Source organism: Marinitoga sp. 1135 (genome assembly GCF_013363245.1).
Taxonomy (GTDB): Bacteria; Thermotogota; Thermotogae; order Petrotogales; family Petrotogaceae; genus Marinitoga; species Marinitoga piezophila.
This window is the reverse complement of sequence record NZ_LBEZ01000014.1, coordinates 102549-117135: the sequence shown is the minus strand read 5'-3', so window position 1 is coordinate 117135 and position 14587 is coordinate 102549. Positions and strand designations below refer to the sequence as shown.

Below are 14587 nucleotides of genomic sequence, written 5' to 3'. Positions count from 1 at the left end.
ACGCTCTCACCCGCGTCCGAGTATATATATTACCACCTTTCTTCCCATTTGTCAACTTACAAATCTGTTAATTTCGTTAAGCGTTAGTGAATTGATTTCTTTTTTTCGTTGTTTGTTTTCTATAATAAGCTTTATTCCTGCATTATAACATAATGTTTTAATTTTTCTATTTTTTCCTTATCACCAATTACAACCAACGAATCACCTTTTTTTATAACTAACTCTGATTTCGGATTAAACTGTGTTTTCCTATTATTTCTTACTGCTATAACAACCAGATCTATTTTTTTAGGAATTTCCAATTCTCTTAATTTTTTTCCTATCATCCAGCTATTATCCGGTATTTTTACTTCTTCAAAATTGAAGTTTTCTCCAAAATCCATCTGAAAACTTTCGAAGAATGATAATACATTAGGTCTTAACACCATGGATGACATTCTTTTTCCTGTTATTTCAGGTGGCAATATTACATTATCTACACCGGCATATAATAATTTTCTTAATTCTTCTGCGTCATTTGCTCTTGAAACAACATATAATGCTGGATTTAATGTTTTCGCAGTAAGTGCAATATACAGGTTATCTATATCACTTGGCAATGTAAGCAATAATCCTTTTGCATCAAATATATTTGCCTTGATTAGCACATCTTCTTCTTTGGCATCTCCTATTATGTAATTTAGATCTTTATATTCATCACGAGACAATAGTTTTTCTATCTTTTTTTCATCATCTTCTATTACTACATGCGGAACACCGTTTTTCATAAAATCATCAATTATATATTCTCCAGTTTTTCCACCACCAACAACAATATAGTGATCAGAAATATTTTCCAATCTTTTCATCATTTTCAAAACCCCCAATATTTTTTTAAAGTCTCCTTCTACAAATAACGCTGTTAGAGAGGATATTAAATATAATACTACAGATATACCTGAAAATATTAACAACGCATCAAAAACCTTTGTTACATTGGATATTTTATACGGCATTTCATATCCCACTGTGGAGAGGGTTATTGCTGTTACATAAAAAGCATCAAAGAAACTCCACTTTTCAAGTATCATAAAACCTATTATCCCTATTACAAATATTATCATTATAATTGCTATTGATACTGTTATTTGCCTGAAAAATTTCTTATATTCTTCCATTTCCTCCCCTCCATGTTCATATATACGGAACTCTTTTTTTAAAATATTTTTTTTGATCTAAAAGTATTTTTTCGCTAATATATTCTTCTAAATCTTTAATTTTCGAATATTTTTTTAGTATTTCTTCTGTAATTCCAAGACTGTTGATTTTTTCTTTTATATATTCAATATTCCCTTTTTCTTTTATATATTCATGATTTATGGCAAGGAATATAAGCTCTCTTATATATTCTTTTTCTTTTAATATTAATTGATTATTAATATTATTATACACTATTAATGGATTTGTATTCAATACCCTCGAAAGTCTTTTTATTTTTCCTTCATTATTTTTTCTATTTTTAGAAAGATAAACTTCTTCAAATTCTTTTCTTTCTATTTTTTTATTTTTATCTTTTCTTGTTTTTAAGAATCTATTTATTTCTTTTTGAAGCATAAGTATATCCTGCTCTTTTATATTGAATTCATTTAAATACTTATTTTTTAAAATTGAAATATCAAAAGATATTTCATCTTCTATATGACCAATCCATATTTCAGGAATACCTTCTTGATTTAATATTTCTTCTATTGTTTTTTTCTTTATTCCATATATTTGAAAGATTGTTTTTTCTATAAACCCTTCAAGTATTGTAATATATAATTCCAGCAAATATTTTTGCTTTGTGTATTTTATTACTTTATTTTCAAAATTTTGCATTTCCTTTATTGAATGAAGAGGTGATTCTATATAATGAAGTTCAAGAGGAGATGTTTCAATTAATTGTTTTTTTATTGCTATTATTAATTTTACAGCTTTAATGAGCATTTTTTCTTTTTTTGAATTTTTATATAATCCTGGAGCAATAGGAATATTTTTCAGATCTCCAACTTCAAGATCTACACTTCCTGCTATAAATCTATATATATAAAAAGCTAATTTGCTATTTAAAAATCCCAGTAATGCAAATTTAAAATTTTCATTATCAGTAAATATGCTACTTCCTTTACAATCGAATAAAAAATTTTCAGGTAATAATCTGAATGTTGGCCCTTTTGATGTTGTCATAGAATAGGTTATTCCTGATTTAAAATAGTATTGTCTGTTAGGTAAATGATTTCCCATTTTTTTTAAAAGTTTATAATTCTCTTCATCAAAGGCTATTACCCACCATAAATTCCCATACCATTTATTATAAGGTCCTCCTTTTGCATACGGAACCCATTTTTTACCATCTTTTTTGTGGTTAAAACTTATCTCTTCACGAGGAACTTCCCAATGATATCTTAAAAATCTTTTATTGTCACCTGTTGCAATTCCCTGCCTAACATCAGCAAAATTTATTAATTTCTCATATTCAAAGATTTTTTTTACTTCTTCATTTATCCAATATACAAATGGATAGCCCGGTATTTTTTTAAATTCGTTTTGATTTTCATAATATATATATTTTATTTCTTTTCCTTTTTTTATTATGTTATCTAATACTTCCTTCTTTTTGTTATAATCTATATCCCTTAAATCTATAAATAAACTTTTATTTTCTTTATTCCCTTTTTCTTTTCTAAGAATATACATGGCGGTATCAACAAGTGCATCTTCAAATACGCCTCCAAGACCAAAATGAACAAGAGATTCTATATGCATATTTTTTATTATAAACTTTCTTAAATCTTCATAACTGCTAATAAACATAAAGGTTTGTGGGGTTATCATACCAAGCAATCCGCCATCTCTTAAAAAATCATAATTTCTTTTTATAAAGCACGAATACAGGTTTTTTCTAAAATCAAAGTATCTTTCTCTTATAAGTTTTCTCAATTCTGGCGTATAATCATGAGAATCTGCATAAGGAGGATTGGATATAACTATATCATAGTTTAGAGATAATATTATCAAATATTTTTTCATTTTTTCTGCATAATGTTTTTCTAAAACTGTTTTTTCTGTAAATAATGAATATTTTTCATATTTTTTTATTATCTTTTCTCTATTTTCTTTTGAAAGAGTTATTAAACTCCCTAATTCTTTATATCCAGAAATTTCATTTTTTATAGATTTTAATATCTCCTTAAACTCTATATCTTCAATATCTTCTTCTTTTACAATATCAAAGTTTGTAGAAACTATATTAAAATTTATTGGTTTAATATATCCATCTTCCAGTGCTTTTATTTTCAGAATTGTCTTTGCTATTTCAACACCTTTTTCATCTATATCTATACCATAAATATTTTTTTCCAGTATAAACTTTATATATTCTTCTTTCTTATATCCCTGTTTTTCATAAAATTCTTTTAAGCGGTTATATACTTTTATTAAAAAATGTCCGCTTCCACAAGCGGGATCTATAATTTTTATATTTTCAAGTTTTATTTCTCTTTCTTGTTTCTTATATTGTATTTTGTATTTATTAGCTATTTCAGAATCATCATAGATTTCGCAATAATATTTTGTCAATGTATTGTCAACAAGATATTCTATTATCCACTCAGGTGTATAAAATTGAGATTGTTTATGTATCTTCGGAATATTTTCATCAAGATTGTAATATTGATATGCCCATCCCAGAATATCATCTTTATCCCAATCTTCTACACTACTAAAATTATTATGTATTTTTTTTAATAATTTTTCTTCAATTTTTATATTATATAATTCATCAAATAATTCTGGTATATATCGTTTTAATTCATTGTAATCATACGCATTTTTTAATATGCCTTTTTTATATAATAATTTTGAAGATATAATCTTACTTAATATGTTGAAGGTTATTTCATTTATAAATTTTTCTTTATTATTATCCTTTGCTAAAAATTCCCTGATTATTAAATTTTCCTTTTTAAAATTTTCTATGTTTTTAATAATAAACTCCTTTAGCGTTTTTTTTGATTCTAAAATGCTGTTTTTCAGGTTTTTATACATACTATTTCACCTTTTTTCCACTAAATATATCCTCAAAATATAGTTTTTATGTTCTATATTTATAATATAATATTCTTTGAAAAGCTCTGTTTCCTTTTCGAATAGGTATTTATAATCATCTATTTTATAGATGTTTTCAATATTTTCAATTACGAAATTGGTATACTTAGAACTGATATAAATTACATTTTCTTTTAAACCATTTTTTAACTCTTCAGGTAAATCATTTTCATTTATCTTTTTATATTGCCCAAGCAGAAACTTTGTAAAAAGTTCATCATAACAATCTATCAAATCAATAGGCACTTTATAAAATTCATATATTTTATTATTATAAAAATAGATATTTTTTATTCCTCTAATATAAAAAGCCGGAAAAGATAGTAATACTCCATTTTCTATATATCTAACATTAAAATATTTAAATCCTCTTTCTTCCAATTCCAGATTTTTATATTTTATTAAAAAAGTGGTATCGCCCCTTTTTATAATTTCAATATTACCATCATTGGTTTCTATATACCCCTCATCAAAATACATTTCATCCCAATCTTTTTTAGCCAATCTTAAATGAGGTAAAATTGTAAATTCATTAATTACATATTCAAATTCATCCCAGACAAACCATATAACAAAATATACAGCAAATAAAATCCCAAATATAAATAAAAATGATTTAAAATTCTTTTTCTTTTCATTGTTTGGTAATCTCATTCTATTACCACCATACCTTATATCCATTTGTTATTGGCATTCTTCTATCCTTTCCAAATGCTCTTTGAGTTACTTTTATACCAGGCGCTCCCTGACGTCTTTTATATTCATTAATATCAACTAATTTAACAACGTACTTTACAGTTTCAACATCAAATCCATCTTCTGTTATTTCATCTATACTCATTTCATATTCAATATACCTTTCAAGAATTGCATCTAATATCTCATATGGTGGTAATTTATCCTGATCTGTTTGATCAGGTCTCAATTCAGCTGATGGCGCTTTAATAAATACATTTTCAGGTATAACCCAACTTCCCTTTATTCTATTAAAATATTCCGCTAACTTATATACTTCGGTTTTATATACATCTTTTATTGGCGATAATCCACCAGCCATATCTCCATATAATGTTGCATAACCTGTTGCAACTTCACTTTTATTTCCAGTTGCAAGGGCAATATGGCCAAATTTATTTGAAAAAGCCATAACAATAGTTCCTCTAATCCTTGCCTGAATATTTTCCTCAGCTACATTCATTGGTAATCCACTAAAAGCTGCATCTAATTCTTTTAATAAACTTTCAAATGTTCTTCTAATTGGAATTGTATGCGTTTTTATACCGAGATTTTTTGCAAGATCATATGAATCCTTTATACTTCCTCTTGAAGAATACTGTGAAGGCATTAAAATGCCAAGAACATTCTCAGCACCCAATGCATCTGCTGCCAATGCTGCAACAAATGCTGAATCCATACCTCCACTTAATCCTAAAACCACTTTGCTAAAACCATTTTTATGAATATAATCTTTTAATCCAAGTTTTAAAGCATTGTATATCTCTTCATATCTTTCAAGTAATAATACCTTTTTGTTTCCTTTATAAACGTTGTCCTTCTTTTCTATTGTTTTATTTATTTTAATAACTTCAACATTGTGATTTTCATATATTAAATGTCTTCTTTTAGCTTCTCTTAAATTAGCTCTTGTTGAAGAAATAGGATCAATATCAATAAACTCTATTTTTTCTTCAAATAATGGTAATGAATGCACAACTTCCCCAAATGGATTTATTACCACGCTACCGCCATCAAATACTATTTCATCCTGACCTCCAACAAGGTTTACATATACTAACCATGTAGATAATTCTGCTGCTCTTGTTTTAAGCATTTCCAATCTACTTTCTGGTTTTCCTTTGGTATATGGAGATGCTGAAATATTTACTATTACATGTGCCCCCATTTCAGCAAGATCAACAGCAGGACCATTTGGTACCCATATATCTTCACAAACAGTAACCCCTATTTTTAATTTATTTTCAAGTTCTATCATTAAAGGGCTATGCCCGGGTGAAAAATATCTTTTCTCATCGAAAACAGAATAATTTGGCAAATATATTTTATGATACTTTGCTGATTCTTTTCCATTATACACAACATATGCTGAATTATATGCATCCACATCAAAATCAAGATTACCAATTACAGAAATTGTTTCTTTACCTTTAGAATATGAAATAAAATCATTTAGTGATTTTTTTGTGTCGTCTAAAAATCCTGTTTTTAAAACAAGATCTTCAGGTGGATAACCAACAAGAAATAATTCTGGAAAAACAAGTATATCAGCCTTATTTTCCTGTGCGATATCAAGAGCATTCTTAGCCTTATCAAGATTCCCTTTTAAATTTCCCACATGGGCATTTAATTGTGCCAATCCTATTCTCAACCTCATAACATACACCTCTTTTATAATTATTTAATTTATTAATTTTATTATACCATTATAATACTCATGAGTAAAGACTTAAAAATCACAACTTCCACTTTTTCACAAACCAAATAAAAAAACAAAAATTCCTTAAAAATATTTATTGTAGAAAACTTCATAAAAAGATTCACTCATGCGACTCGATTGCTAATCCTCAAAAACTGCTCATATACGCTGGGGCGCTCAGATTCCCCATCCCTGTGGAAGCTTCGCTCAAAAAAACATCCTGTTTTTTTGTCCCTCTTCATTCGCAGTTTTTTCGGGCAATCTTCGAGCATTCGTTCATCTTTTTATTCAATTTTCTTTTATGTTTTACTTATTTTAATATAATCTAATAAAGAAAATAAAAATAATAATATGAGTGAAGACTAAGAATTTCCCGCAGCGGGGATTACAGGATAGTTGGAAAAAATAAAAGCGAGTGAAGGCTCGCAGAGTGCCTGATTGTATAATAGAAAGTAGAAAAATAATATGAACGAAGACTAAGAATTTCCCGCAGCGGGGATTACAGAATAGTTGGAAAAAATAAAAGCGAGTGAAGGCTCGCAGAGTGCCTGAGAAAATTGTGAGTGGAAGGGGTCAAAATCACACGGATGTGATTTTGAGTGAAGACGAACATGGATGTGAGTCTGCAACGACCCCTGAGAACGAACAATTTTCGAAGATCAGCACTCAAGTCGCCTGAACAAGCTTTTATTTTTTCCAACACAAAGAATTTTCAAATGGAGCAAGGATCAGAAATTCTTGCCGTTTGAATGAACATTATTTTTATTTTTTTCAATCAAACACAAAAAGAACAATCATAACCGTGAGTTTGCAACGCTCGGTAGGAATATGCTATTATAATAGTAAAAAATAGCATTAAGGAGCTGATTATATATGTTATTAAAAGAAAAAGAAGGCCTTAAATTCCTTACATTCTCTCATTTCGAAAAATTCAACAACCTCTTTCATCTATTCACAACAAGAATATACAAAAACACCAATGATTTTAATCTCAACAAAAGACTATTAGATTCAGATATACAAATAAAAAACAACTATTCAACGCTGTGCAGAATATTCAATATCCCTCCAGAAAACTTAGTCTTTTCAGATCAGGTTCATGACAATAAAATAAAAATAATAACCCAAAATAGTGATTCCATAAAAGAAATAGATGGATTAATAACCAATGAAAAAAACATCTTCTTAGTTACATATTATGCAGATTGCACTCCAATATATTTCTACGATTATAAAAAAGAAATAATCGCATTGGCTCATTCTGGCTGGAAAGGAACCCTAAAAAGAATTGCACAAAAAACTATAAACACCATGGTAACTAATTTCAATTCCAACCCTTCAGATATATTAGTTGGTATTGGTCCCTCAATAGGACCAGAATCCTTTGAAGTAAAAGACGATGTAAAATCATTATTTGAAAAGGTATTTAACTATAACGACATTATAATAAGAAAATCCGGCAAAATATACATCGATATATGGAAGACTATAAAATACCAGCTTATTGAATCTGGTATTCCAGAAAATAATATTGAATCTTCTAATCTTGATACATATAAAAGAGCAGACTTGTTTTTCTCATATAGAAAAGAAAAAACCTCCGGAAGAATGGCTGCAATAATGGGATTAATTGACAAATAAAAATTATTCTGATATAATAGTTCGTAAGACTAACTGTTTGTCTGGAGGTTTTGAAATTGTCTAAAGCTACTATTAAAAAAAATCACAGGGTTGATATATTCTCGAGATCCATATTAAGTTCTTTATTTTTATTGTCATGGCCAATGATTGTTTCCAATTTAATGCAAACACTATATAACATAGTTGATGCATATTTTCTTGGCAAGTTAGGAAAAGTAGAATTTTCAGCAACCACCATCACATGGCCTCTGGTATTTGTATTTATTTCTTTTACAATAGGATTTTCAAATGCTACTGTAACCCTTGTTTCGCAATATACCGGCGCAAAAAATAAAAAGATGTCACAAAAAACTGCGGGACAGGCTTATGTTGTATCAATAATCCTTGGATTAATCCTGTCCACAATTGGGATTCTGTTTTCAAATCAAATAATACATGCAATAACAGGTGAAAAAAGTGCTGAAGTTATTCCATATGCCATAAGATATTTTAATATAATTATGATTGGTATGCCATTTGGATTTTTATTTAATATTTCTTCTTCTATATTAAGAGGTTGGGGCGATTCAAAATTTTCAATGCACATGATGTTCTACTCTACTATTATTAATATAATACTTGACCCTATATTTATATTTGGATTCTGGTTAATACCGGAAATGGGCGTTGCTGGTGCTGCATGGGCAACAACAATTTCAAGGTTTATTACAGGTGTTGTTTCATCCTACCTTGTATTCAAGGGAGAAAGAGGATTTAAAATTAATATAGAAGATTTAAAACCTGATATTGAGATTATAAAGAAAATATTATTTATAGGTTTCCCGGGTTCTTTAAGTTATACTATCACTTCAATTGGATTTGCTGTTATTATGAAATTTGTATCTTCATTTGGACCTGTTATAGTAAGCGCTTATGGAATAGGAAACAGAATAATAAATTTAATAACCATGATCTCCTTTGGTATTGGCTCCGCTGTTACCACAATGGTTGGTCAATTTTTAGGGGCTAATGAAATAGAAAATGCTGAAAAAACTGTAAAAACTGCTTTTATAACTAACTTTTTAATAATTACAGTATTGAGTACATTTACATTTTTCTTTGGCGGTCATTTAACAAAGTTCTTTATAAATGAACCTGAGGTTATAAAAATAGGGGACATATTCTTTAAGTATGTTTCTTTTTCACTTCCGTTTTTTGCATCTATGAGTGTTTTTGTAAATACCCTTGTAGGCGCTGGAAAAACAGGGCAGTCAATGATAATAAATATTACCAGATTATGGGGAATTAGAATACCGCTCATTGCTTTAATGTCTCAAAAATGGGGGTTTTTAGGTTTATTCTATGCTATGATTATAAGCAATATACTTGCCATGATATTAGCATGGCTTTTCGTTAAATTTGGAAACTGGCGAAAAAGCATTATATAAAACAAAATGCCCGAAAAAATCGGGCATTTTTTATATTATTCTTTATTCAATTGTGCAAAGTATAAAAGTTCTGCTTCTATAAATCCGTCAAGTTCTCCATCTAAAACCGCATCTGAATTTGATGTTTCATAATTAGTTCTATGATCCTTTACCATTTTATATGGATAAAGCACATAAGATCTAATTTGATTACCCCATGAAATATCCTTAACATCTCCCATTAATTTCATCTTTTCTTCCATTTTCTTCTGCATTTCCAATTCATATAATCTTGCCTTTAAAATCTGCATGGCTGTTGCCTTATTTTGATGCTGCGATCTTTCATTTTGACATGCAACAACAATACCTGTAGGTAAATGAGTAATTCTAACTGCAGAGTCTGTCTTGTTAACGTGCTGCCCACCAGCACCTCCAGCCCTATATGTATCTATTTTCAAATCATCTGGCCTTATTTCAATATCTATTTCTTCATCTATTTCAGGTGTCACAGAAACAGAAGCAAAAGATGTATGTCTCCTATTTGCCGCATCAAATGGCGAAACTCTTACCAACCTATGAACACCAGACTCATATTTTAATTTACCATATGCAAATGGACCGCTAATTTTTACAGTTACACTTTTTATACCTGCTTCATCACCAGGTAGATAGTCTATAATTTCCAATTTGTAACTGTTTTTTTCTGCCCATCTGGTATACATTCTAAGCAACATATCAGCCCAATCCTGAGATTCTGTTCCACCTGCACCAGGATGAATTGTAAGATAAACATTGTTTGAATCGTATTTGCCAGAAAGTAGCATTGCCAATTCAAAATCCTTAACCTTTTTTTCTATCTCTCCTAATATCTCCATTGCCTGTTCTTTCATTGAAGGATCCTCTTCGCCAAATTCTATAGCAACCGCTAAATCATCAAACAATGAAGATAAATTATTGAACTCTTCCATTTCATGTTTTAAATGTTGCAATTCACGAGAAATTTTTTCTGCCTTTTTTTGATCATTCCAGAAATCAGGATCTGTCATTTTATTCTCTAATTCAGATATTCTAGCAGTTGTTTTTTCAATATTAAAAAGATTCTTTAGATTTTCAAACTTCTCCTTAAGCTCGTCTATTTTCACTTTTACTTCATAATCGAGCATCGTCGTTTCACCTCTTCACTCTAATTCTTTTGTGGGATTTTTTATTTTGCTTTCTTTTTTCTTCTCTATTAATAACGCTACCATCATTATGCACAAAGTTTAATTGATGTATCTTCTTCTTTGTTTCTTCCTCTTCTTTTGAAGTATCTACCTTTACTATTCTTAATAGATACGATACTGTATCATCATATATATTGTTTATTAATTCCTCAAACATAATATACGATTCTTTCTTAAATTCCATTGTAGGATCTTTTTGACCATAGGCTCTTAAACTTACAGCCTCTTTTAAATGTTCTATAGCTTCTAAATGTTTTCTCCATCTTTCATCAATTATTCTTAACATTATAAATTTAGCTATTTTCTTAAAGTCTTCCCCAAATTCTTCTTTCTTGGACTTGTATTTATCCCATAATATTTTAAAGATTTTATCTTTGCATTCTTCAACTGTATCAAATTCTATATTTTCAACTATTCCATATGATAATAGTTTTTTCTTTAATTCTTCTTTATCTATAGTTTCTTCATCAGTTATTGAAGATTCAATTATTCTATCCACAACATCTTCAAATATTTCCTTTAGGTGATCATCATAATCACCCTGAGATAAAATCCAATCCCTATGAGCATATATAGAAGAACGCTGATAATCCATTATAGAATCCAATTCAAATAATCTTTTTCTTATGGAAAAATGTATTCCTTCTACCCTTTTTTGAGCATCTTTTATTATTTTACTAAGCAATCCATGCTCTATAGGCTCTCCATCCTGTATCTTTAAAGCACCCATTATACTCTTTAACTTTTCACCACCAAAGAGTCTTAATAGATCATCTTCAAATGAAAGGAAGAATCTTGATTCTCCAGGATCTCCCTGCCTTCCAGACCTACCTATGAGCTGATTATCAATCCTTCTACTTTCATGCCTTTCAGTACCAATTACATATAAACCACCAAGCTCTACAACACCTTCACCGAGTTTTATATCTGTACCCCTACCTGCCATATTTGTTGCAATGGTAATCATTCCTTTTTGACCGGCTTGTGCAACTATTTCTGCTTCTTTTTCGTGATACTTCGCATTTAATACATTATGTGGTATTCCTTCTTTTTTCAACATGCTACTGAGCAATTCACTTGTTTCAATTGACGTTGTACCAACGAGCATTGGTTGCCCTTTTTTATATCGTTCTTTTATTTCAGAAACAACTGCATTCCATTTTTCCTTTTGTGTTCTAAATATTAAATCATTTTGATCCTTTCTTATAACAGGTTTATTTGTTGGAATAACCACAACATCACAGTTGTATATCTGTTTAAATTCATCTTCTTCTGTTTTTGCAGTACCTGTCATACCAGCAAGTTTTTCATACATTCTAAAATAGTTCTGGAATGTAATTGTTGCATAGGTTAATGATTCTTCTTTAACCTTTACACCTTCTTTTGCTTCAATTGCCTGATGAAGCCCTTCACTATAACGTCTTCCATGCATAAGCCTTCCTGTAAATTCATCAACAATAATAACTTCTCCATCCTGAATTATATAATCTTTATCTCTTCTAAAGTAATATAAAGCTTTTAATGCATTTAATGTATGGAATAAAAAGTGTATATTTTTTGGATCATAAAGGTTATCAATTCCCAGCATCTTTTCAAGTTTTGATATACCTTCATCGGTTAATATTACCGCTTTACCCTTTTCATCTAAGGTAAAATCTTCGTCTTTTTTCAACTTTCTTGCAATTCCTGCAAATTTTGTATATAAATGTGAAGGTGTATCAGAAGGACCTGAAATAATAAGCGGTGTTCTGGCTTCATCAATTAAAATACTATCTGCTTCGTCAACTATTGCATAATGATGTCCTCTTTGAACTTTATCTTCAAGATCATATACAAGATTATCCCTCAAATAATCAAAACCAAATTCATTTGCTGTTCCATATGTAATATCGCATTGATAAGCTTTTTTTCTATCGGCTGTCTCCATTCCTGCCTGAATAAAACCTACGCTGAGACCAAGAAATTCATATATTGGCCCCATCCATTGAGCATCCCTTTTAGCAAGATAATCATTATGCGTGGCAAGATGTACTCCTTTTCCTGTTAATGCATTTAAATAAACAGCAAGCGTGGCAACAAGAGTCTTACCTTCACCTGTTTTCATTTCTGCTATATTTCCTTCATGTAGAGCAATACCACCCATTAATTGCACATCAAAATGCCTCATATTTAATACTCTTTTAGACGTTTCCCTTACTGTAGCAAACGCTTCAACTAATAAATCATCAAGCGTTTCTCCATTTTCCAATCTCTTTTTAAATTCTTCAGTTTTTGCCTTTAACGCTTCATCTGATAATTTCTCATATTCCGGTTCTATTTTATTTATTTTTTCCACCGTTTTTCTATATCTGTTTAATGTTCTTTTATTTTTATCAAATATTTTTGATAAAATACTCATCCTTTCACCTACCTTAATATTATTAACTCTTTAAATCTATTATCCTCTTCAGAATTTAAAATTAAAACTTCACCGGGAACTGAATCGCCTATATACTCCTCGAAAAAAGAATTTATATTTATATACCAGAAATATAATACATTATTTTCCAGATTATCAATATTTTTAAATACTCCTAAATTTGATATCTTTTTAGAACTTACTATAATATATTTCATTAAAGATGGAGAATTTGAAGATATAATTAACTGTTTTTCGTTTAAATAAAGATATACCGGATCTCCAATATTTTTATAATAAATAGTATAATAAGTATAATTCCCCAATTTTTTACTTTTGATGTTCCAATGAGAAAATTTTTCTTCCAATTTTTCGACGTTAACTTCACCTGGTATAATTATGGATATCCCATCACCCTTTCTCGAAAAATATTCGCTTATATATACTGAATCTACATTTTTTACGCTTTCAAGAATATATCTTAATACATTAAGCGAATAATCGTCATCTGGTGTAAAAATTCTCTTTGCGATATTTAAAATATTTTCTTTTTTTTCTATATTTAAATATACAACAGAATCACCAAAAATTTTATAATCTTTTTTCAGCGAGGTACTTTTTAATACTTTGAAATTTGTATCAATATTAAATATGATATTTTTATTTTCATATTGAACTGTTACTGTTCCCTCAGAAGTATCCGGATATTTTTGAATATATTTTTCCTGCAAAGGTTCAACAAAAAAATTAAATTTGTGATTTTTAAAATGGATATATACATTTGTGGTTACCTGTAATTTTAACTCGTTAAAATAATCTAAAAGCCCAAAAATTTCTGTTAAGTCTATTGCTTTTCCATTATAAAATATTATATGATCTGCTATTAATTGGAATTTTAAATTTAACTGTTTTATATTATATTTTCCATTATTATATTCTACCTCATAACTAAAAAGATTTTTTATCAAATAAATTAATTTTTCTATATCATTATAATCTGTTATTATATATCCATTAAAAGTAGATATAAATTTAATACTATCCTGTATAGGAATTATCCAGAACATATTCTCCAGAGATAATGTATCATTGGTTAAAAATAAAAAATCCGAATTAATAAACTTTAAAACATCATTTTTAAGACTTTTATCTATATTTTTTTCCAGAAAAGAATATAATTGTTCCTGTCCCGCACCTTCTTTAGAATACAAATATCTAAAAAATGGTATATTCTGATATACGCTGGAATAAAATCTTCCAGGAGATTTCCAGTAAAAAGATATATCAAACCCTATTGAAAATATGGTTATATTAATAAAAATCAATATAATTATCAGGATTTTCTTCAACACAATCACCT

At 28.8% G+C, this 14587-nt stretch carries 9 protein-coding genes; 2 read left to right on the top strand and 7 right to left on the bottom strand.

What is annotated here, in order from left to right:
• Window positions 1-131: 131 nt before the first annotated feature.
• Genes XO10_RS07040 through XO10_RS07025 form a run of 4 tightly spaced genes read right to left on the bottom strand, consistent with a single transcriptional unit; the run spans window position 132 to window position 6517 of the window.
• Window positions 132-1157, bottom strand: a complete 1026-nt coding sequence (locus XO10_RS07040; RefSeq protein WP_014296887.1) for a TrkA family potassium uptake protein — start codon at window positions 1155-1157, stop codon at window positions 132-134.
• Between the two features lie 16 nt (window positions 1158-1173).
• Window positions 1174-4065, bottom strand: a complete 2892-nt coding sequence (locus tag XO10_RS07035) for an N-6 DNA methylase (RefSeq protein ID WP_175421325.1) — start codon at window positions 4063-4065, stop codon at window positions 1174-1176.
• 6 nt (window positions 4066-4071) lie between these two features.
• Window positions 4072-4779: a hypothetical protein gene (locus XO10_RS07030; RefSeq protein WP_014296885.1), complete on the bottom strand. Its 708-nt coding sequence runs from the start codon at window positions 4777-4779 to the stop codon at window positions 4072-4074.
• A gap of 4 nt (window positions 4780-4783) precedes the next feature.
• Window positions 4784-6517 (bottom strand): NAD+ synthase, encoded by a 1734-nt coding sequence (locus XO10_RS07025; RefSeq protein ID WP_014296884.1) that lies wholly within the window; start codon window positions 6515-6517, stop codon window positions 4784-4786.
• A 915-nt stretch (window positions 6518-7432) separates the two neighbouring features.
• Between XO10_RS07025 and pgeF the strand changes: the two genes are divergently transcribed.
• Together pgeF and XO10_RS07015 are read left to right on the top strand one after the other, a co-directional pair.
• The gene (gene pgeF, locus XO10_RS07020; protein WP_175421324.1) at window positions 7433-8200 is read left to right on the top strand and encodes a peptidoglycan editing factor PgeF; all 768 of its coding nucleotides are present in this window, start codon (window positions 7433-7435) and stop codon (window positions 8198-8200) included.
• Between the two features lie 56 nt (window positions 8201-8256).
• Entirely contained in the window at window positions 8257-9627 is a 1371-nt protein-coding gene (locus XO10_RS07015; protein WP_014296882.1) for an MATE family efflux transporter, read from the top strand.
• Window positions 9628-9662: 35 nt separating this feature from the next.
• Here the strand turns inward: XO10_RS07015 and prfB are convergent, their stop codons facing one another.
• From prfB to XO10_RS07000, 3 genes are read right to left on the bottom strand one after another with little or no spacing between them, the layout of a single operon-like run.
• Window positions 9663-10769 (bottom strand): peptide chain release factor 2, encoded by a 1107-nt coding sequence (gene prfB, locus XO10_RS07010; protein WP_175418407.1) that lies wholly within the window; start codon window positions 10767-10769, stop codon window positions 9663-9665.
• A 7-nt stretch (window positions 10770-10776) separates the two neighbouring features.
• Window positions 10777-13227: a preprotein translocase subunit SecA gene (secA, locus tag XO10_RS07005; RefSeq protein WP_014296880.1), complete on the bottom strand. Its 2451-nt coding sequence runs from the start codon at window positions 13225-13227 to the stop codon at window positions 10777-10779.
• A gap of 8 nt (window positions 13228-13235) precedes the next feature.
• Window positions 13236-14576, bottom strand: coding sequence for a hypothetical protein (locus XO10_RS07000; protein ID WP_175421323.1), 1341 nt, complete (start codon window positions 14574-14576; stop codon window positions 13236-13238).
• Window positions 14577-14587: the final 11 nt, after the last annotated feature.

Excerpts from the sequence above, each read along its gene's own strand:
- XO10_RS07040 (WP_014296887.1), bottom strand. The coding sequence starts at position 1,157 with ATGGAAGAATATAAGAAATTTTTCAGGCAAATAACAGTATCAATAGCA.
- XO10_RS07035 (WP_175421325.1), bottom strand. The coding sequence starts at position 4,065 with ATGTATAAAAACCTGAAAAACAGCATTTTAGAATCAAAAAAAACGCTA.
- XO10_RS07030 (WP_014296885.1), bottom strand. The coding sequence starts at position 4,779 with ATGAGATTACCAAACAATGAAAAGAAAAAGAATTTTAAATCATTTTTA.
- XO10_RS07025 (WP_014296884.1), bottom strand. The coding sequence starts at position 6,517 with ATGAGGTTGAGAATAGGATTGGCACAATTAAATGCCCATGTGGGAAAT.
- pgeF (WP_175421324.1), top strand. The coding sequence starts at position 7,433 with ATGTTATTAAAAGAAAAAGAAGGCCTTAAATTCCTTACATTCTCTCAT.
- prfB (WP_175418407.1), bottom strand. The coding sequence starts at position 10,769 with ATGCTCGATTATGAAGTAAAAGTGAAAATAGACGAGCTTAAGGAGAAG.
- secA (WP_014296880.1), bottom strand. The coding sequence starts at position 13,227 with ATGAGTATTTTATCAAAAATATTTGATAAAAATAAAAGAACATTAAAC.